At 74.4% G+C, this 19795-nt stretch carries 16 protein-coding genes, 3 tRNA genes and 2 pseudogenes; 14 read left to right on the plus strand and 7 right to left on the minus strand.

Annotated features, from left to right (window positions below; all coding sequences use genetic code 11):
- Window positions 1-30 precede the first annotated feature (30 nt).
- On the plus strand, window positions 31-603 hold the full coding sequence (locus tag ACFYO8_RS17905) for a GNAT family protein (protein WP_354865890.1): 573 nt from the start codon (window positions 31-33) through the stop codon (window positions 601-603).
- Between the two features lie 87 nt (window positions 604-690).
- Entirely contained in the window at window positions 691-1818 is a 1128-nt protein-coding gene (locus ACFYO8_RS17910; protein ID WP_354865888.1) for a cellulose binding domain-containing protein, read from the plus strand.
- Window positions 1819-1842: 24 nt separating this feature from the next.
- On the opposite strand, the gene ACFYO8_RS17915 is transcribed toward ACFYO8_RS17910, so the two are convergent.
- Together ACFYO8_RS17915 and ACFYO8_RS17920 are read right to left on the minus strand one after the other, a co-directional pair.
- Window positions 1843-2727, minus strand: coding sequence for a 3-methyladenine DNA glycosylase (locus ACFYO8_RS17915; protein ID WP_354865886.1), 885 nt, complete (start codon window positions 2725-2727; stop codon window positions 1843-1845).
- 34 nt (window positions 2728-2761) lie between these two features.
- Window positions 2762-4232 (minus strand): annotated as a pseudogene (locus ACFYO8_RS17920) (hypothetical protein).
- Between the two features lie 207 nt (window positions 4233-4439).
- On the opposite strand from ACFYO8_RS17920, the gene ACFYO8_RS17925 reads away from it, so the two are divergent.
- The 4 genes from ACFYO8_RS17925 (at window position 4440) to ACFYO8_RS17940 (ending at window position 5796) form a co-directional block, all read left to right on the plus strand.
- Window positions 4440-5243 (plus strand): fumarylacetoacetate hydrolase family protein, encoded by an 804-nt coding sequence (locus ACFYO8_RS17925; protein WP_210898861.1) that lies wholly within the window; start codon window positions 4440-4442, stop codon window positions 5241-5243.
- Window positions 5244-5350: 107 nt separating this feature from the next.
- Window positions 5351-5422: transfer RNA gene (locus ACFYO8_RS17930), tRNA-Gln, on the plus strand.
- 76 nt (window positions 5423-5498) lie between these two features.
- Window positions 5499-5571, plus strand: a tRNA-Glu gene (locus ACFYO8_RS17935).
- 152 nt (window positions 5572-5723) lie between these two features.
- A tRNA-Glu gene (locus tag ACFYO8_RS17940) sits at window positions 5724-5796 on the plus strand.
- A 152-nt stretch (window positions 5797-5948) separates the two neighbouring features.
- Here ACFYO8_RS17940 and ACFYO8_RS17945 read toward each other — a convergent pair.
- Complete coding sequence (locus ACFYO8_RS17945; protein ID WP_013284529.1) at window positions 5949-6635, minus strand: IclR family transcriptional regulator; 687 nt, start codon at window positions 6633-6635, stop codon at window positions 5949-5951.
- Between the two features lie 49 nt (window positions 6636-6684).
- On the opposite strand from ACFYO8_RS17945, the gene leuC reads away from it, so the two are divergent.
- From leuC to ACFYO8_RS17965, 4 genes are all read left to right on the plus strand, one after another.
- A complete protein-coding gene (gene leuC, locus ACFYO8_RS17950) occupies window positions 6685-8127 on the plus strand; it encodes a 3-isopropylmalate dehydratase large subunit (protein ID WP_354865881.1) in 1443 nt (480 codons plus the stop codon).
- Between the two features lie 15 nt (window positions 8128-8142).
- Window positions 8143-8730 carry a 3-isopropylmalate dehydratase small subunit gene (gene leuD / locus ACFYO8_RS17955; RefSeq protein WP_354865879.1) on the plus strand — a complete coding sequence of 196 codons (588 nt, stop codon included), beginning with the start codon at window positions 8143-8145 and terminating at the stop codon, window positions 8728-8730.
- A gap of 161 nt (window positions 8731-8891) precedes the next feature.
- On the plus strand, window positions 8892-9515 hold the full coding sequence (locus ACFYO8_RS17960) for an HU family DNA-binding protein (RefSeq protein WP_355015009.1): 624 nt from the start codon (window positions 8892-8894) through the stop codon (window positions 9513-9515).
- Window positions 9516-9650: 135 nt separating this feature from the next.
- Window positions 9651-11588, plus strand: a complete 1938-nt coding sequence (locus tag ACFYO8_RS17965; RefSeq protein ID WP_354865875.1) for an endonuclease/exonuclease/phosphatase family protein — start codon at window positions 9651-9653, stop codon at window positions 11586-11588.
- A gap of 86 nt (window positions 11589-11674) precedes the next feature.
- On the opposite strand, the gene ACFYO8_RS17970 is transcribed toward ACFYO8_RS17965, so the two are convergent.
- From ACFYO8_RS17970 to cofC, 4 genes and pseudogenes are all read right to left on the minus strand, one after another.
- Window positions 11675-12592, minus strand: a complete 918-nt coding sequence (locus ACFYO8_RS17970; RefSeq protein WP_354865873.1) for an NUDIX hydrolase — start codon at window positions 12590-12592, stop codon at window positions 11675-11677.
- 7 nt (window positions 12593-12599) lie between these two features.
- On the minus strand, window positions 12600-14906 hold the full coding sequence (locus tag ACFYO8_RS17975) for an RNA degradosome polyphosphate kinase (protein WP_354865871.1): 2307 nt from the start codon (window positions 14904-14906) through the stop codon (window positions 12600-12602).
- 54 nt (window positions 14907-14960) lie between these two features.
- Window positions 14961-15158 (minus strand): cold-shock protein, encoded by a 198-nt coding sequence (locus tag ACFYO8_RS17980; RefSeq protein ID WP_043330566.1) that lies wholly within the window; start codon window positions 15156-15158, stop codon window positions 14961-14963.
- Window positions 15159-15182: 24 nt separating this feature from the next.
- Window positions 15183-15806 (minus strand): annotated as a pseudogene (gene cofC / locus ACFYO8_RS17985) (2-phospho-L-lactate guanylyltransferase); the annotation flags it as partial.
- A gap of 96 nt (window positions 15807-15902) precedes the next feature.
- Between cofC and ACFYO8_RS17990 the strand changes: the two are divergent.
- From ACFYO8_RS17990 to ACFYO8_RS18005, 4 genes are all read left to right on the plus strand, one after another.
- Window positions 15903-16628 carry a lysophospholipid acyltransferase family protein gene (locus ACFYO8_RS17990; protein ID WP_387257345.1) on the plus strand — a complete coding sequence of 242 codons (726 nt, stop codon included), beginning with the start codon at window positions 15903-15905 and terminating at the stop codon, window positions 16626-16628.
- Window positions 16625-17632: an NAD(P)H-dependent glycerol-3-phosphate dehydrogenase gene (locus ACFYO8_RS17995; protein ID WP_357707648.1), complete on the plus strand. Its 1008-nt coding sequence runs from the start codon at window positions 16625-16627 to the stop codon at window positions 17630-17632. Before ACFYO8_RS17990 ends, ACFYO8_RS17995 begins: the two co-directional genes overlap by 4 nt.
- 11 nt (window positions 17633-17643) lie before the next feature.
- Window positions 17644-18762 (plus strand): cystathionine gamma-lyase, encoded by a 1119-nt coding sequence (locus ACFYO8_RS18000; protein WP_357707650.1) that lies wholly within the window; start codon window positions 17644-17646, stop codon window positions 18760-18762.
- Window positions 18763-18934: 172 nt separating this feature from the next.
- Window positions 18935-19726: a putative protein N(5)-glutamine methyltransferase gene (locus ACFYO8_RS18005; protein WP_355093692.1), complete on the plus strand. Its 792-nt coding sequence runs from the start codon at window positions 18935-18937 to the stop codon at window positions 19724-19726.
- Window positions 19727-19795 lie beyond the last annotated feature (69 nt).

The following is a 19795-nucleotide window of genomic DNA, read 5'->3' on the forward strand; positions in this document are numbered from 1 at the left end:
GCCGAGCCCCGGGCCGGAGAATCCCGCCACGTGATCGACTTCTCCGTCAAGCCCACGCTCACCGGCGAGCGGGTGGTGCTGCGCCCGTTCCACGACGACGACCTGCCGGCGCTCGCCGAGATCCTGGCCGACCCGGAGGTGGCCCGGCTGACCGGCAGCCCGGCCGGCGAGACGTTCGAGCCGTCCCGGCTGCGGGCCTGGTACGGCACCCGCAACAGCCAGGACGACCGGCTCGACCTCGCGGTGGTGGACCGCGCGAGCGGCGTCTGCGTCGGCGAGGTCGTCCTCAACGAGTGGGACCGGGCCAACGCCGGCTGCAACTTCCGCACCCTGATCGGGCCCGGCGGGCGCGATCGCGGCCTCGGCACCGAGGCGGTCCGGCTGATCGTCGGGTACGGCTTCGAGCAGCTCGGCCTGCACCGCATCGGGCTGGAGGTGTTCGCGTTCAACCCGCGCGCCCGGCGGGCGTACGAGAAGGTGGGTTTCGTCGCCGAGGGGACGCTGCGACAGGTGCTGCGCGACGGCGACGACTGGGTGGACGCCACAGTCATGTCGATCCTCGCCCCGGAGTGGAACGAGCATCGGGGCCACCCGGAGGGTTGAGCCGGAGGCGTCGAAGCGCTTCAATGCATACGGGAGCGTCAGGGCCGTCACCGACCACCACGTCACCGTGACAGGAGTCCCTTCCGCATGTCCCGAAACCCCGTACGCGCCGCGCTGACCGCGCTCGCCGCGCTGCTGCCCGTCCTCGCCCTCGGCCTCGCCCTCACCGCCAACCCGCCCACGGCCGCCGCGGCGGCCACCCCGGTCCGCGTCATGCCGCTGGGCGACTCCATCACCGGGTCTCCCGGCTGCTGGCGGGCGGTGCTCTGGAACCGCCTCCAGTCCACCGGCCACACCGACGTCGACTTCGTCGGCACGCTCGGACCGCAGGGCTGCGGCGTGCCGTACGACGGCGACAACGAGGGGCACGGCGGCTACCTCGCGACGAACGTGGCGAACCAGAACCTGCTGCCCGGCTGGCTGGCCGCCACCCGCCCGGACGTCGTGCTGATGCACTTCGGCACCAACGACGTGTGGAGCAACATCGCGCCCGCCACGATCCTGGCCGCGTACTCGAAACTGGTGGACCAGATGCGGGCCGCCAACCCGGCCATGACCGTGCTGGTCGCGAAGATCATCCCGATGAACCCGGCCAGCTGCCCGGAGTGCGGCCAGCGGACCGTGGCGCTCAACTCGCTGATCGAGGGCTGGGCGGCCGGAAGGACCACAGCCGCGTCGCCGATCGTGGTGGTCGACCAGTGGACCGGGTTCAGCACCGCCACCGACACGTACGACGGCGTGCACCCGAACGCCGCAGGGGACCAGAAGATGTCCGACAGGTGGTACCCGGCGCTGGTCGCCGCGCTGGACCGGACCACGCCGGCCCCGTCGCCCACCGTCAGCCCGTCGCCCACGACGAGCCCGTCTCCGACGACCAGCCCGTCGCCCACCGCCAGCCCGACGCCGGCGCCCGGTGGCTGCACCGCCACCTGGCGCCTCGCCGGCCAGTGGCCGGGCGGCTTCCAGGGGGAGGTGACCGTCCGCAACGGCGGCGCCGCGCCGATCGCCGGCTGGACCGTGAGCCTCCCGCTCACCGGCGGCCAGCGGATCAGCCAGGCGTGGAGCGCGGACGTGACGCAGAGCGGAACCACAGTGACCGCCCGGAACGCGAGCTGGAACGGCGCCCTGGCCCCGGCCGCCCAGACCACGTTCGGGTTCCTGGCCGACGGTGCCGTCCCGAACCCGGTGCCGGCGCTGACCTGCGCCGCGAACTGATCCCCGCGCCGGCCGGTCCCGCGCTCAGCGGTGGCCGGCCGGCACGGCCCGGTCCAGCCCGGCCAGCAGCCGGGCCCGCAACCCGGCGGCGCGCTCGGCGAACTCGCGCTGGGCGGCGGCATACTCGGCCCGGCCCTCCGGCGTCTCCACCCGCACCGGCGGGTAGCCCAGGTCGGCCAGGTCGTACGGGCTGGCCCGCATGTCCAGCGCCCGGATCTCCCGGGCCAGCGCGAAACAGTCCGCCACCAGCTCCGACGGCACCAGCGGCGACAGCTTGTAGGACCACTTGTAGAGATCCATGTTGGCGTGCAGGCAGCCCGGCTGCTCCAGCGCGTGCTGACCCTCCCGGGTCGGCTGGAGCACGTTCAGCGGCCGGGCCGGCGCGGTGAAGAAGCGGAACGCGTCGAAGTGGCTGCACCGCACGCCGCGCTCCTCGACCACCGCCGCCGTCGCCGCCGGGCTCAGCCGGAGCGGCCAGGCGTTGTGCCGCACCTGCTCCTGGGTCTGCCGGTAGACCATCGCCCACTCGTGCATGCCGAAACAGCCAAGCTGCGCCGGGCGTGCGGCGGTCGCCGCGAGCAGCGTACGGATCCAGGCGATCGACTCGGCGCGCCGCGCGCGTACCCGATCGGTGTCCAGGGTGAGCCCGGCGGCGCTCGCGGTGTAGTCCGGGCCGAAGACGGCCGCGTCGGCGTCGCGCAGCACCACTCCCGCACCCGGGTGCCAGCGGCGCAACTGCGCCGGGCGGTGCGAGTAGTAGGTGAACAGGAAGTCCTCCACCGGGTGCTTCACCCCGGCGCGGCGGCGGGCCAGATGCGGCGTCAGCCAGGCGTCCACCCGCGCCTCGTGGGCGTGCCTGCGCGCCTGCCAGTCGGCCAGGTCGAGCGCGGGGGCGAGGGCGGCGGTCACACACCCCAGGGTACGACCGCCGCCCGTGCCCGGATCACGCCACGTCCACCCGCACGCCCGCGGAGAAGACGCCGCTGCGCAGCTCCAGCCGCTTCGGCGGCTCGTCGCCGCGCATCATGAACACCAGCGGCAGCAGCACCCGCCGCCCGGCGGTGACCGGCTGGGCGAAGACGTCCCGGCCCAGGTTCGCCACCCGGGTCGCGTCCTCGTCGGCGGCCACCCAGTTCCCGCTGGGCAGGTACGCGCGCTGCAACTGCCCGTGCCAGGTCTGGTCCTCGGACGTGAGGTTGCGCACCCCGATCGTGGCCAGGCACGGCCGGCCGCCGCCGGCCGCCGCCGGCCGCCGGCGGCAGCACGTCGGCGCCGCAGCTCAGCCGGTAGACGGTGAACTCGAACGCGTTCTCGCGCAGCGGCTGGCCCAGCGCGCCGGTGACGCTGTTGCCCACCCACGCCCCGCTCGTCGGCTGCTTGGTGGTGTCCATCGCGGCCACCCGCTGCGTGGCCGACCAGGCCGCCGCGCCGACCACGCCGGCGAGCACCGCCGCCGCCACGCCGACCACGAGCCAGACCGGCGGCCTTCCACGGCGGCTCGCAGGCGACGGAACGGACGCCCGCGGATAGACGGTGCCCCGCTGGACCGGCCCCTGGCCCGGTCCGCCTCCGCTCGGCATGCCGCGGCCGGGCACGCCGCCTGCGGGGGCGCCGGTGGGCATCGCGCCGCTTCCGGGCGTACCGGTGTGCGCCGTCGTGCCGCGGACCACGGCGCCGGGCGCGGCGCTACCCGCCGCCGTGCGCCGGCGGCGCCGGACCACCCACCACAGCACGCCGGCGGTGACCACCAGCAGCGCGGTGAACGCGGCGAGCAGCACCGGCGGCCGCCGCCAGGCCGGGGCGGCGGTGATCTGGGCCGCCGGAGCCGTCGCGGCACCCACCCAGGTGGCCGTGGCGCAGTCGAACGGGCGCGTGCCGTCCGTGCCGTAGACGCAGGTGGGCGCGGTCACCGAGCGGCCCGGGCCGGGAACCGACAGCGCGGTGTGCAACGTGGTGGTGCTCTTGGCCGGCAGCCGCAGCCGCCAGGTCACCTCCCCGGCGCTTGCCCCGGCGGGCCGGGTGGTCCGCCCACCGCCGGTCACGGTGGTGGCCCGCGACCCGTTCGGCAGCTCCTGCCGGACCATCGTCTCGACGGGTGCCGTGCCGGCGTTGCGGACCTCGATCCGGTACCCCGGCGCCGGGGTGCCCGACGCGCCCACCGCCACGCTGACCGGTGGCATCGTCGGCCGGACCTGAGCCGGGCCGGTGGTCGGCACCGCCGGGGGCACCGCCGGCACGCCGGTCGGGATCGGGGTGGCCGCGGCACCGCGGACGACCGCCGCGGGCGGGGCCGGATGGGCGGGGGCGGCGGCCGCGCGGGGCGTCGCCGGGGACAGCGCCGGTACGGCGGCGATGACGCCGAGGCAGTTCACGAGCACTGCCAGGGCCCTGTGGTGTCGTCTCGATGCAGGCATACCAACGAACCTCCGGACCCGAAGCTATGGGCCGGGGGCCGCCGGGCGGGTACGAAGCCGCCATTCCCGCCACGTCCGGCGCGATCGCGCGTACCCTGCCCGGCTCGTGCCGGTCCGGGGCCGGTGGCGGCCGGTGCGGGGCGGGGCGCGGCGGCCGGGGCATGCCGCCTGTCACCGGGCGCAGCCGGGCGGGGATAGATTGGCCGGGTGCGTATCGCTCGTTTCGCTCATGCCAAGGGAATGTCGTTCGGGGTCGTCGAGGGCGAGCCGGAGGCCGGGCCGCAGGGCCTGACCATCGCCGAGATCGAGGGCCACCCGTTCGGACAGATCCAGTTCTCCGGCGCCCGCTGGGCGCTCTCCGACGTCCGGCTGCTGTCACCGATCCTGCCCAGCAAGGTGGTCTGTGTCGGCCGTAACTACGCCGAGCACGCCGCCGAGCACGGCAGCGAGGTGCCGAAGGAGCCGCTGCTCTTCCTCAAGCCGTCCACCTCGGTGATCGGCCCGCGCGACGCCATCCGGCTGCCGATCTTCTCCAAGCAGGTCGAGCACGAGGCGGAACTGGCCGTGGTGATCGGCGCCCCGGGCGCCCGCCGGGCCGACCGGGCCGCCGCGGAGCGGGCCATCTTCGGCTACACCTGCGCCAACGACGTGACCGCGCGGGACCTCCAGCGCTCCGACGGGCAGTGGACCCGCGCCAAGGGCTTCGACTCGTTCTGCCCGATCGGGCCGTGGATCACCACCGGGCTCGACGTCAGCGACCTGGAGATCCGCTGTGAGGTGGGCCGCAACCCGGAGGAGATGGAGGTACGCCAGATCGGCCGGACCAAGGACATGGTGTTCGACGTACCGGGGCTGGTGTCGTACATCTCGCACGTCATGACGCTGCTGCCCGGCGACGTGGTCCTGACCGGCACGCCGGCGGGGGTTAGCCCGCTCACCGAGGGGGATACCGTCACCGTGCGCATCCAGGGGATCGGGGAGCTCAGCAACCCTGTCGTCCCGGTCGCCTGATTCGGTCCGATGCCTCGTTTCCGCTGGTCAGGTGGGTTTCGAGGGGTTGGATTTGGCCTGTCGGCACCGGGAGGGTAAAGTTCATTCCCGGCGCCGCAAGGGGCCAATGGGGTATGGGGTAATTGGCAGCCCGACTGATTCTGGTTCAGTTAGTCTAGGTTCGAGTCCTGGTACCCCAGCGCAACCGAGGTTTCGCGAGAATCCTCGGCCGCTGGACTCCGGCAGCTCACACTGTCGGAGTGCAATGAAGGTTCTGGCCCCGTCGTCTAGCGGCCCAGGACGCCGCCCTCTCAAGGCGGTAGCGCCGGTTCGAATCCGGTCGGGGCTACAGCACCGACAGCCCGTCCCGTCTTCCGGGGCGGGCTTTCTGCTGTCCGGCCCACGTGCGCAGGGGGTGACCCCCTCCGCGTGACGCCGGACGCGATGCCGCTAGACTACTGCCGCGCCGCCCGGCAGGGCGGTGAAGCACGAAAAGTGCCTGGCCCCGTCGTCTAGCGGCCCAGGACGCCGCCCTCTCAAGGCGGTAGCGCCGGTTCGAATCCGGTCGGGGCTACGTTCATCGAACGGCCCGTCTCGCGTCGAGCGAGGCGGGCCGTTCCGCATTCCCGCCCTTCCCCGCCCTGCTCCGTTGATCATGAAGGTAGCGGCAGTCGGGGAGATCAAAAATGCCGCTAGCTTCATGATCAACGCGAGGGGTGGGGTGGGTCAGAGGCCGGAGAGGCGCTGGCCGGCTCGGACGACGGCCATGGCGTGGCGCTCGCCGGGGCGGCGGCCGAGGCGCTCGATCGGGCCGGAGATGCTGATCGCGGCGATCACCCGGCCGGTGCGATCGCGGATCGGCGCTGAGACGCTTGCCACACCCGCCTCCCGCTCGGCGACGCTCTGCGCCCAGCCGCGCCGCCGCACCTCGGCCAGCGTGCGGCCGGTGAACTTGGAGCGGGGGAGCAGCGGCATGACCGCCTCCGGCGGCTCCCAGGCCAGCAGGATCTGCGCCGCCGAACCGGCGGTCATCGGCAGCACCGAGCCGACCGGGACGGTGTCCCGCAGGCCGCTCGCGCGCTCGGCGGCGGCCACGCAGATCCGCTCGTCGGCGCGGCGCAGGTAGAGCTGGGCGCTTTCGCCGGTGGCGTCCCGTAGCGCGGCGAGCAGCGGCTCGGCGGCGGTCAGCAGCACGTCCGGCGCCGCGTTCGCCAGCTCGCCCAGGCGTGGACCCGGGCGCCAGCGCCCCTGGGTGTCCCGGACGAGCATCCGGTGGATCTCCAGCGCCTGCGCCAGCCGGTGCGCGGTGGCCCGGGGCAGCTTGGTGCGTTCAACGAGTTCGGCCAGGCTGGCGCCGTCGACACAGGCGGCCAGGATGACCACCGCCTTGTCGAGAACGCCGACACCGCTCATACTGTGTCCCACAAGCCGAAATTTACCTCCCAGAATTTAGGATGTCCAGATGGTGGGAGTCACTCAACCGAGGACCCTGGCCGAGAAGGTCTGGGACGCACACGTGGTCCGCTCCGCCGCCGGCGAGCCGGACCTGCTCTTCATCGACCTGCACCTGCTGCACGAGGTGACCAGCCCGCAGGCGTTCGACGGGCTGCGTCTGACCGGGCGCGGGGTCCGCCGTACCGACCTGACGATCGCGACCGAGGACCACAACACCCCGACCGGGTACGACGACCCGGCGTTCCGCTCCCGGCGCGGCGACCTGCTCACGATCGCGGACCCCACCTCCCGCACCCAGATCGAGACGCTGCGCCGCAACTGCGCCGAGTTCGGCATCCGCCTGCACCCGCTGGGCGACGAGAACCAGGGCATCGTGCACGTCATCGGCCCGCAGCTCGGCCTCACCCAGCCCGGCATGACGATCGTGTGCGGCGACTCGCACACCGCCACTCACGGCGCGTTCGGGGCGCTGGCGTTCGGCATCGGCACCAGTGAGGTCGAACACGTCCTGGCCACGCAGACGCTGCCCCAGGCCCGCCCGAAGACCATGGCGGTGAACGTCGTCGGCGAGCTGGCGCCCGGCGTCACCGCAAAGGACCTGGTGCTCGCGCTGATCGCGCAGGTCGGCACCGGCGGCGGGCGCGGCCACATCGTCGAGTACCGGGGCGAGGCGATCCGCGACCTCTCGATGGAGGGGCGGATGACGATCGCGAACATGTCCATCGAGTGGGGCGCCAAGGCGGGCATGATCGCGCCGGACGAGACCACGTTCGCGTACCTGAAGGGGCGGCCCAACGCGCCCCAGGGCGACGACTGGGACGCGGCGCTGGAGTACTGGCGGACGCTGCCCACCGACGAGGGAGCGACCTTCGACACCGAGGTCACGCTCGACGCGAGCCGGATCACGCCGTTCGTCACCTGGGGCACCAACCCCGGGCAGGGCTTGCCGCTGGGCGCCACGGTGCCGGACCCGGAGGAGTTCGTCACCGAGCCGGAGCGGGTCGCCGCCCGGCGCGCGCTGGCGTACATGGACCTCACCCCGGGCACCCCGCTGCGCGACCTCGCGGTCGACGTGGTGTTCGTCGGCTCCTGCACGAACGGCCGCCTGGAGGACCTGCGGGCCGCCGCCGAGGTGCTGCGCGGGCGGCGGGTCGCCGACGGCGTACGCATGCTGGTGGTCCCGGGCTCCGCCGCGGTCCGGGAGGCGGCCGAGATTGAAGGGCTGGACAAGGTCTTCACCGACGCCGGCGCGGAGTGGCGCTTCGCCGGCTGTTCGATGTGCCTGGGCATGAACCCGGACACCCTGAAGCCGGGCCAGCGCTCCGCCTCGACCTCCAACCGCAACTTCGAGGGACGGCAGGGCCGGGGCGGGCGTACGCACCTGGTGTCCCCGCCGGTCGCCGCCGCCACCGCGGTGGTCGGCCGCCTGGCCGCTCCCGCCGACCTGTAGAAGGGCAGCCGAGAGATGGACAAGTTCACCACCCACACCGGCACCGCCGTGCCGCTGCGCCGATCCAACGTGGACACCGACCAGATCATCCCGGCGGTGTACCTCAAGCGGGTGACCCGGACCGGTTTCGCCGACGGGCTGTTCAGCGCGTGGCGGGAGGAGCAGTCATTCGTGCTCAACGATCCCGCCCATTCGGGCGCGTCGATTCTCATCGCCGGTCCCGAGTTCGGCACCGGGTCCTCCCGGGAGCATGCCGTCTGGGCGCTGCGGGACTGGGGCTTCCGGGCCGTCATCTCGCCTCGCTTCGGCGACATCTTCCGGGGCAACTCGCTCAAGGAAGGCCTCCTTCCGGTAGAGCTGGAATTGAAGGCCGTGGAAGAACTCTGGGACCTCGTGGAATCGGAGCCGAGCACTCCGATCACTGTCGACCTCGCCGCCCGCCAGGTCCGCGCCGGGGATGCCACCTGGGCCTTCCCGCTGGACGACCACAGCCGCTGGCGGTTGATGGAGGGCTTGGATGACATTGGACTCACCCTCCGGCACGAGGCCGAGATCAGTGCCTTCGAGGCGTCCCGGCCGTCGTTCCTGCCGTCGGTAGCCTGACCCCAGACCGCTTCTCGCCCCCACCGGATGCATCCGGTGGGGGCGAATCCGTTGCGACACAAGGGCTTTTTTCCACCGAATGTTTGTGTCCAGGCAGCACAGGGCATACCGTGCGCGCAGAATGGCTCGCGTCGAGTCAGTTGCACAATCGGGAGGAAGTCGTGAACAAGGCCGAGCTCATCGAGGCGCTCGCCGTTCGCCTGGGGGACCGGAAGACGGCGACGGCCGCGCTCGACGCGGTTCTCGCTGAGGTCCAGGCGGCGGTCACCAAGGGCGAGAAGGTGGCGATCACCGGTTTCGGAGCGTTCGAGAAGCGCGTCCGGGGAGCCCGAACAGCGCGCAATCCGCGAACCGGCGAGGCGGTGAAGGTCAAGAAGACCTCCGTCCCGACGTTCCGGGCCGGCGCGGGCTTCAAGGAGATGGTGGCCAGCGGCAAGGTGCCGAAGGACACCGCCGCGGCGAAGAAGACCACCGGGGCCGCGAAGGCCACGGCGGCGAAGACCACCGGCGCCGCGAAGAAGACCACCGGCGCCGCGAAGAAGACCACGGCGGCGAAGGCCACCAAGACCACCGCGACCAAGAAGGCCGCGCCGGCGAAGAAGGCCGCCGCGACCAAGACCACGGCGGCGAAGAAGACCACGGCGGCGAAGTCCACCGCGGCGAAGAAGACCACCGCCGCCAAGAAGACGACCGCGGCGAAGTCCGCCACGGCCAAGAAGACGACGGCGGCCAAGAAGGCGCCCGCGAAGAAGGCGCCGGCCAAGAAGGCCGCCACCCGGCGCTGACCGGACGACCCACGAAAGGGCGCCCACCGTTCGCGGTGGACGCCCTTTCGCATGGGTACGCGTTGACCGCCCGGCGCCCCGCGCCGCAGAATCGCCGTGCCGAACACCCCCGTCGGTCACGAGAAGAGGCGCCCCGTGCGGCACCGTCACCTCTCCACCCTGGCGCTCGCGCTGGGCATCGCGGTCCTGCTGGACGTGCTGCGGGTCTGGCTGCCCTCGGTCATCACCCTGTTCGGGCGGGCCGCCGAGACGCCCGCCGAGCTGCTCGGCGCGTTCGCGCTCGGCTGGTTCCTGCTCGCCCTCGCCGCGCCCACCCTGGTCCGCCGTGCCGGTTCCGGCCCGGTCGGACTCGTCGCCGCGGGTGTGCTGGCGGCGGCCCGGCTGGCGCTCACCGCGCAACCCGGCGGCCCGGCCCAGCTCTGGCTCGCCTGCGCCGGGCTGCTCGCCGGCCTGGTCTGGCTCGCCGCCGTCGCCGCGTCGGTGCCCCGCCCGGCCGCCGGTCTGGCGCTCGGCCTTGCCGGCAACGCGGTCGGGCACGCCCTGCTGGGCACCGAGGATCTGGTGTGGCGCGGCGGCGCGCTCGGCTGGAGCCTGAGCGCCCTGCTGGTGGCGGCGTTCCTGGCCGCGTCCACGGTGGCGCGGCGTCGGCGGCCGGCCGCGTCGGCGGGCGTGGGGGACGGTGACGCCGCCCCGCACATGCGTACCCCGGGCCGGCGGGCCTGGCTGCTGTGCGGGCCGGCACTGTTGCTGGCCAGCCAGGTGGCGCTGGCCCCGGCGCTGTGGAACGCCGCCGCCGGCACCGGATCGCCCGACTTCCCCGGACTCGCCCGCCCTGGTAACGGAGTCCTGCCGGGCGCGTTCGCGGTGCTGCTGTTCCTGGCGACGGCGTTGTTCCGGGCGCCGCTGCGCCTGGCCCGGGTGGTGTGGCCGTTGGCGCTGCTCGCCGGTTCGGTGCTGTTCGTGACCGGGCGCCTCGTCCCGGCGTACCTGCTCACCGCCGCCGGTCTCGGCGGCTGCCTGGCGCTCGCCGACTCGGCCGCCGCCGACGAGCGGCCCGCCGGCGACGTGCGGGCGGGGGCGCGGCGCGGGCGGGCGGCGGCGCTCGGGATGCTGGTGTTCGCGGTGGCCACGGTGGCCTACTACGCCGCCTACGACCTGGGGTACCCCAACGGGTGGGCACCGGTGGCCACGGCCCTCCTGGTGGCTCTGGTGGCGGTCGGCGCGTCCCTCCGGTCCGTCCCGGCGGTGCCTGGCGCGACGTCATCCGCCCCGGTGCTGCCCACCCTGGTCCGGGTGGCGGCCCTGGGCGGCCTGACCGCGCTGGCCGGGCTCGCCGCCACACTGCACGTGCCACCGACAAACGCCCGGGCCGCCACCGCACCGGCGGCGGTGCGGGTGGCCGCGTACAACATCCGGATGGGATTCGGCCTGGACGGCCGGCTGGACCTGGACGCGGTGGCCCGGGAGTTGCACGGCTCGGACGTGATCCTGCTCAGCGAGGTCGACCGGGGCTGGTGGCTCAACGGCGGCCACGACACGCTGGCGCTGCTGGCCGGGCGGCTGGGAATGCCGTACGTCTTCGCGCCCGCCGCCGACCCGGTCTGGGGCGACGCGGTGCTCAGCCGCTTCCCGGCGCGCTCCGGGCAGACCCGGCGGCTGACCGCGCACGGTGCGCCGACCGGTGCGCAGGCTCTCGGCGTCACGCTCGACCTCGGCGGCCGGGAACTGGCTGTGGTGGCCACGCACCTGCAACCGCCGCCCGGCCGGGATCCGGTCGAGCAGGCACGCGAGGTGGCCGAGTTCGCCCGCCGGTACGCGAACGGCCGTCCACTCGTGGTCGGCGGCGACCTGAACACCGAGCCGGACGATCCGGCGTTCGCCGAGTTCACAGGCGCGGGTCTGGTGGACGCGCTGGCTCCGGCCCGGCCGCTGCGGACCAGCCCGGCCGACGATCCGCGCACCCAGATCGACCACGTCTTCGTCTCGCCGGGCCTGACCGCCGCCGAGGTACGCGCGCCGCGCACCGGGGCCAGCGACCACCTCCCGGTGACGCTCACCGTCACGCTGCCCTGAGCCGACGCCGCACGACCCGGAGCCCGCCGCGACAACGGGCGTCGGCCGCGGCCCGCCGCGACAACAGGCGTCGGCCGCGGCCCGCCTCACAACCGGTCGGGGAGGACCAGCCGGTCACCGGCGAACGGCAGCAGCCAGCCGCCGCCCTTGGCGGTGGTGAAGTCGTCGTCCACGCGGCCGGTGAGCCGTTCCAGCGCGCCCGGGATCACCTTGCCCTGGCTGCACACCGCCGCCGTCCCGACAGCCTGGGCCAGCGCGGTCAGCCGCGCCGCGGCGGCCAGCGCGCACTCCTCGGCCTGCTGGCCCGGCACCGGCTCGTCGAAGTCGCCGCAGACCTCGATCGGCAGGTCCAGGCGGGCCGCCGCCGGGTCCAGCGTCTGCACGCAACGCCGGGCCGAGGCGGAGAACAGGTGCGCCGGGCGCACCAGCGTCACCAGCGGGACCAGTGCCCGCGCCTGCGCCCAACCCTGCTCGTCGAGGGGGCGGCCGTGGTCCGGGCCGGTCCAGGTGCCGCGCCTGCCGGCGTGCGCGTGGCGGACCAGCAGCACCGTCGCGGTGACCGGCGGCAGCGCCGCGAACGCCGCGATCACCTCGGCGTCGTGCGGGTAGTCGACCCGGCGTACCGCGTCGTCGACCGGGAACCAGGCCACGTCGTCGACCTCGGTGCCGGGCTGGAAACCGCCGGCGCCGACGGCCCGCATGGACCAGTAGTCGACCGCCTTGGCGCGGCCCTCGCTGCGGTAGCGGACGGTGGGCAGGCGTACCTGCGGAACGGCGCGGACGTCGCTCTCCTCGGCCACCTCGCGGACGGCGGCCACGAGCGGGTGCTCGCCGCGATCCAGCTTGCCCTTCGGCAGCGACCAGTCGCCGTACCGGGGGCGGTGCACCAGGCACACCTCGACGCCGGCCGGACCCGGGCGCCACACCACGCCGCCGGCGGCCCGGATCCGTACCGGTTCGTCGTCGCTCACCCGCTCACCGTATGTCCGCCCGCCACGCGCCACGGTCCGCTCAGTCCGCCCTTCCGCCGACCCGGCGCAGCAACAGATCCTGAAGGTGGGTGAGCGCCGTGTCGCCGTCCCCGGCGCGGCGGTGCCAGGTGCCGTCCGCGGCCAGCTCGAACGCGTCCACGCCGGGATCGAACGCGGCGGTGAGTACGTGGTCCAGCTCGGCCCGGGCCACCGGGTCGCTCACCTGCACCAGCGCCTCCACCCGGCGGTCCAGGTTGCGGTGCATCAGGTCGGCCGAGCCCATCCAGAACTCGGCGTCGCCCTTGTTGCCGAACCGGAAGATCCGGGAGTGTTCCAGGAACCGGCCGAGGATCGAACGGACCCGGATGTTCTCCGACAGCCCCGGCACGCCCGGCCGCAGCGTGCACATGCCCCGGATCAGCAGGTCCACGTGCACGCCGGCCCGCGACGCGCGGTAGAGCGCGTCGGTGATCTCCTCGTCCACCAGGGAGTTCACCTTGAACTGCACCAGCCCGGGCATGCCCAGCCGGACGTGTCCGATCTCCCGGTCGATGCGCTCGATCAGGCCGCTGCGGATGCCCTGCGGCGCCACCAGCAGCCGCCGGAACGCGGTCTGCCGGCTGTAGCCGGTGAGCACGTTGAACAGGTCGGTCAGGTCGGCGCCGATCTCCGGGTCGGCGGTGAGCATGCCGAAGTCCTCGTAGAGCCGGGCCGTCTTCGGGTGGTAGTTGCCGGTGCCGATGTGGCAGTAGCGGCGGATCTGGTTGCCCTCCTGGCGTACCACCAGCGCGGTCTTGCAGTGCGTCTTGAGCCCCACCAGGCCGTACACCACGTGGCAGCCGGCCCGTTCCAGCGTGCGCGCCCAGCCGATGTTCGCCACCTCGTCGAAGCGCGCCTTCAGCTCGACCAGCACCACCACCTGCTTGCCGGCGGCGGCCGCGTCGACCAGCGCGTCCACGATCGGGGAGTCGCCGCTGGTGCGGTAGAGCGTCTGCTTGATGGCGAGCACGTTCGGGTCGGCCGCCGCCTGCTCGACGAAGCGCTGCACGCTCGTGGCGAACGAGTGGTACGGGTGGTGCACCAGCACGTCGCCGTCGCGCAGCGTGGCGAAGACGCTGCGCGGCACCTCACCCTCGGCCAGCCGCGGGTGGGTGGCCGGCACGAACGGCGGGTCCTTCAGGTCGGGCCGGTCGGCCTCGCCGTAGACCTGCCAGAGCGCGGACAGGTCGAGCAGGCCGCGCACGCGCAGCACGTCGTGGCCGTCCATGTCCAGCTCGCGGACCAGCAGCTCAAGCATGCGGTCGGAGACGGAGGCGGCGACCTCCAGGCGTACCGGCGGGCCGAACCGGCGCCGGGCCAGTTCCCGCTCCAGCGCCTGGAGCAGGTCCTCGTCGCGGTCCTCGTCCACCTCCACCTCGGCGTTGCGGGTCACCCGGAACAGGTGGCACTCGACCACCTGCATGCCGGAGAACAGCTGGCCGAGGTGCACCGAGATGAGGTCCTCCACCGGCAGGAACCGCACGCCCGGCTGGTCGCGGTGCACCCGGACGAACCGGGGCACGTTGTTCGGCACCTTGACCCGGGCGAACAGCTCCGAGCCGCCGTCCGGGTCGCGTACCGACACGGCCAGGTTCAGCGACCGGCCGGAGATGTACGGGAACGGGTGCGCCGGGTCGACCGCCAGCGGGGTGAGCACCGGAAAGATGTGTTCCCGGAACCACGTGCGCAGCCGTTCCCGCTCGGCGTCGTCCAGGTCGCTCCAGCGCAGTATGCGAATGTCCTCGGCGGCGAGCTTCGGCAGCACGTCGTCGACCAGGCAGGCGGCGTGCCGGGCGACCAGGCCGGCGGCCTTCTCGGTGATGAGTTCGAGCTGGGTGCGCAGCGGCAGCCGGTCACCGCCGCGTACCGGCAGGCCGGCGGAGAGCCGCCGCTTCAGCCCGGCCACCCGGACCATGTAGAACTCGTCCAGGTTGCTGGCGAAGATTGCCAGGAACTTCGCCCGTTCCAGCAGCGGGGTACGCGGATCCTCGGCGAGCGCCAGCACCCGGGCGTTGAAGTCGAGCCAGGACAGCTCCCGGTTGAGGAAGCGGTCCTCCGGCAGCGGCGGCGCGGCCCGCGGGCCGGCGTCCGCAGCGGTCTCGTCCGCCGGGCCGGGACCCTCCACCGGGTCGAGCGGCTCGTCCAGCCCGGTCGCGCCGGCCGCGTCCGGATCGGCGCCGAGGCGCTCCTCCGGGGGCCGGGTCGGGCGGAACCGCCCGTCCTGGCCGCGGGTGGGGCTGCCGTTGCGGGGCGTGCCGGGGTCGAGGATCGGCGGCGGGCTGTCGGGGTGCTCGCGAGGGGTGCTCACCACCTCATGATTCCCCGAAGAGGGTGAACGGAAAATGAACTCGGGCCAGGTTGTTCACGCCATCGTCGGCAGGGTGACCCGGACCACCTCGCCGTCGGCGTCCCGCTCGATCCGGACACGCTGCCCCAAACGGAGCAACCGCAGCCCGGAGGCGTCGAACGCGCGGGCCGGGAACGCCAGTTCGGTGCCGTCGTCGAGCAGCAGCACGCCGCTGCGGGTCGACGCGTCGTAGGTCGCCACCGTGCCCTGCATGCCAGCACCGTACCGGACCGCTCCGGCGACCCGGTCCAGCAGCGCGGCGGTGTGCGGCCCCACGCCCAGCCCGGCGGCGTCGGCCAGGTCGGCCGGGGTGTCCACGTCCCGGCGCAGGCTGGGCCAGTCGCCGGCCAGCGGCAGCGCCCCGCTCGCCGCGTGCGCGGCGGCCGAGCCCGGCCCGAAGCAGGGCGCCAGCGCCGCCCCGGTGGGCGCGGCCAGCAGCACCGTGCCTGCGCCCGGGGCGTCCGCCACGAACCCGCGTACCCCGTGGGTGGCCCGCAGCGCGGCGGCCAGCTCGGCCGGTCGCAGCGCCGGCAGGTCGGCGGTCAGGCCGGCCACGGCGGCGCGCGGCCCGGCCGCTGCCGCGCCGTGCCGGAACGCCGCGTTCAGCCCGCCGCCGGGGTCGCCGACGACGCGGGCGCCGGCCGCGCCGGCCGCCGCGCTCACCCGCGGGTCGTCGGTGACCACGAGCACCCCGGCGACCGCCGGGCACGCCCGCACCGCGCGCAGCGTGTCGGCCGCCAGGGCCAGCGCCAGCTCCTCATGGGGTACGCCGGGCAGCGCGCCCCGCAGCCGGCTCTTCGCCGCCGGAAGGCGCTTCACCGGCGTCACCACGGTCCAGCGGGCCTCAGACACGCCGACCATCCTGCCAGCGGAGAGCGCCGGTACCCGCACTGGCCGCAGCGGGGGCGAACAGGCATGATTCTGTCCCGGGGCGCGTGGGCGGATCGAGGAGGCACAGTGGCACGGCGGAGGCTGGGGTTCTGGCGACGGCTCGCCGTGGTGCTGGTGAAGCCGCTGATGACGGTCTGGACCCGGCGCGCCTGGCGGGGCATGGAACACCTGCGCCACGACGGCGGCGTGATCCTCGTGCCCAACCACATCTCGCACGCCGACCCGCTCGTGGTCGCGCACTTCGTCTACGACGCCGGGCGCTGGCCGCGCTTCCTCGGCAAGGCGAGCGTGTTCCGGGTGCCGGTGGTCGGCTGGATCCTGCACCGGTGCCAGCAGATCCCGGTCGAGCGCGACACCGTCGAGGCGGTCAAGTCGCTGGACAAGCTGGTCGCCGCGCTGGCCGAGGGGGGCGCGGTGGTGATCTACCCGGAGGGCACCACCACCCGCGAGCCGGACCTGTGGCCGATGAAGGGCAAGACCGGCGCGGCCCGGCTGGCGCTGGCCACCGGCGCCCCGGTGGTCCCGATCGCCATGGTGGGCCCGGAACGGATGTTCGACCCGCGTACGGCCCGGTTCGGGCTGCGCCCGCGTACCTCGGTGACGGTGATCGCCGGGCCGCCGGTGGACCTGAGCCCCTGGGCCGGCGCCACGCCGACCCGGCCGATCCTGGAGGAGATGACGGACACCATCATGCTGCGCATCCGGGATCTGGTCGCGGAGATCCGCGGCGGCACGCCACCGCCGCTGTGGCAGCGGCCCGCCCGCACCGGCATCCGGGAGGTCACCGAATGAGCGGGCACGTCGCCGTGCTGGGCGCCGGTTCCTGGGGGACCGCGTTCGCCAAGATCCTCGCCGACGCCGGGCGGGACGTCACGGTCCTGGCCCGCCGGGCCGCCGTGGCCGAGGCGATCCGGACCGGGCGGCACAACCCGGAGTACCTGCCCGGCGTGCGGCTGCCCGAGCGGGTGACCGCGACCGGCGACGCCGCCGAGGCGATCGAGGGCGCCGAGGTGGTGGTGCTGTCGGTGCCGTCGCAGACGCTGCGCGGCAACCTCGGCGACTGGACGCCGTACCTGGCGCCGGACGCCACGCTGGTTTCGCTGATGAAGGGCATCGAGCTGGGCACCACCAAGCGGATGAGCCAGGTGATCATGGAGACCGCCGGGGTGCCCGCCGACCAGGTGGTGGTCGTCTCCGGGCCCAACCTGGCCCCGGAGATCGCCGCCGAGCAGCCGGCCGCCACAGTGGTCGCGGGCACCGACAGCCGGCGGACCGCGCTGGTGCAGGCGTCCATCCGCACCCCGTACCTCCGCCCGTACACGAACGACGACGTGATCGGCTGCGAGCTGGGCGGCGCGGTGAAGAACGTGATCGCCCTGGCGTACGGCATCGCCACCGCGATGGGCTTCGGCGACAACACCCGGGCCATGCTGATGACCCGCGGCCTGGCCGAGACCGCCCGGCTGGGCGTGGCGCTCGGCGCCGACCCGATCACGTTCGCCGGGCTGGCCGGCATGGGTGACCTGGTCGCCTCCTGCTCGTCGCCGATGGCCCGCAACCGCACCTTCGGCGAGCACCTGGGGCGGGGGGAGACGCTGGAGCAGGCCCAGGCGGCCACCCGGCAGACCGCCGAGGGCGTCAAGAGCTGCCTGGCCATCCGTGACCTGGCCCGGGCGCACGGGGTGGAGATGCCGATCACCGAGCAGATCGAGCGGATCTGCCACGAGGGGATGGATCCGCGCCTGGCGGTGGACGCGCTGATGAGCCGTACCGCCAAGCCCGAGTCGTACGAGTGAGGGGAGCCGGGATGGGCAGCGAGCACTGGGGCGACGGCACGCGCAGCGTGCACGCCGGGCTGCCGGACGCCGTACCCGGGCAGCCGTTCCTGCCCGGCCCGGTCTTCGCCGCGCCGTACCACCTGGATCCGGAGCGCGGCCCGTCGGCGGCGACGGACGAGTACGGGCGGCCGGACAACCCCACCCGGCGGCTGCTGGAGACCGCTGTCGGCGAGCTGGAGGGCGGCGACTGCCGGGTCTTCGCCAGCGGGCAGGCCGCCATCACCGGGCTGCTGCTGGCCCTGCTGCGCCCCGGCGACACGGTCCTGCTGCCCGCCGACGGCTACTACGCGGTGCGCTCGTTCGCCTCCGACGCGCTGGAGCGGCTCGGCGTGCGCGTGGTGCTCGTGCCGACCGCCGGGCCGTACCCGTCGTTCGAGGGTGTGCGGCTGGTGCTGCTGGAGACCCCGGCGAACCCCGGCCTGGACGTCGTCGACGTGCGGGCGGTGGCCGGGGCCGCGCACGCCGCCGGTGCGCTGGTGGCGGTGGACAACACCACCGCCACGCCGCTCGGGCAGCGCCCGCTGGATCTCGGCGCGGACGTGGTGGTCGCCTCCGGCACCAAGGCGCTGACCGGCCACTCGGACCTGCTGCTGGGCTACCTGGTCACCCGGGACGCCGGGCTGCGGGACTCGGCGACCACCTGGCGCACCACCACCGGCGGGGTGCCGGGCGCGTTCGACTGCTGGCTGGCCCACCGCTCGTTGGCCACGCTCGACCTGCGGCTGGCCCGGCATACCGCGAACGCGGGGGCGCTGGCCGATCTGCTCGCGGCCCGGCCGGACGTCACCGGCGTGCGGTGGCCCGGCCGGCCGGACGACCCGGCGTACCCGGTCGCGTCGGCCCAGATGCGGCGCGTGCCGGGCGTGCTCTCGTTCGACCTGGGCGACGAGGGCCGGGTGGCCCGGTTCCTCGGCGCCTCCCGGCTGGTGGCCGCCGCGACCTCGTTCGGCGGGCTGCACACGACGGCCGACCGGCGGGCCCAGTGGGGCGATGCCACCACACCGGGTTTCGTGCGGTTCTCCTGCGGCGTCGAGGACACCGCCGACCTGCTCGCCGACGTGGCCGCCGCGCTCGACGCGGCGGGCTGACGGCGCGACTGCCGCTGGGCTATGGTGACGGGCAGCCACGGCCCGTGCGGCCCCGACCCGAGGAGGTGAGTCCGATTCCCAAGCAGAGGACCGGCGCTCCCTCCGAGTCCGCGTCGCCTCGGAGCTGAGGCGACGCCGGGGGCGCCGACGAGCGCTTCCCGAAAGGCTTGCCATGGCATCCACGGTATTCACTCCCGATCGTCCGGCCCTCGTCCGGCGGTTACGCGCCGCCGGTTGCGTCTTCGCCGAGGACGAGGCGGACCTGCTGATCGCCGCCGCCGACTCGGCGCCGGCGCTGACCCGGCTGGTCGACCGTCGCGTCGCCGGCCTGCCGCTGGAGCACCTGCTCGGCTGGGCCGAGTTCTGCGGCCGGCGGATCGCCGTACACCCCGGGGTCTTCGTGCCGCGCCGTCGTAGCGCGCTGCTGGTCGACACGGCGGCGGCGCTGGCCGGGCCGGCGCCGGCGGTGCTCGACCTGTGCTGCGGCTCCGGCGCCGCCGCGGTGGTGCTGCACGAGCGGCTCGCGCCGCGCTGGCTGGCCGCCGCCGACATCGATCCGGTGGCCGTGGCCTGCGCCCGGCGCAACCTCGAACCACTCGGCGTCCCGGTCTACCAGGGCGACCTGTACGACGCGCTGCCGGCCGGCCGGCGTGGCCGGCTGGACCTGGTGGTGGCGAACGCGCCGTACGTGCCGACCGCCGCAGTGGCCTCGCTGCCGGCCGAGGCACGCCTGTACGAGGCGCCGGTGGCCCTGGACGGCGGCGCGGACGGCCTGGCCGTGTTGCGCCGGGTCGCCGCCGGCGCGGCCGAGTGGCTCGCCCCGGGCGGGCACGTCGTGGTCGAGGCGAGCGCCGCACAGGCCCCGTCGCTGTGCGCCGTGTTCACCGCCGCCGGGCTGGACCCGGAAGTGGTACGCGACGAGGAGTGGGACGCCACGGCGGTCACCGCCCGCCGTCCCGGCTGACCGCTACGGGAGTCCGCGCGGGGGCGTGACGGGTGGCCAGGACGGGAACTAGCCTCGGATCAGGCGCGG

Source organism: Micromonospora sp. NPDC005257 (assembly GCF_042872445.1).
Taxonomy (GTDB): domain Bacteria; phylum Actinomycetota; class Actinomycetes; order Mycobacteriales; family Micromonosporaceae; genus Micromonospora.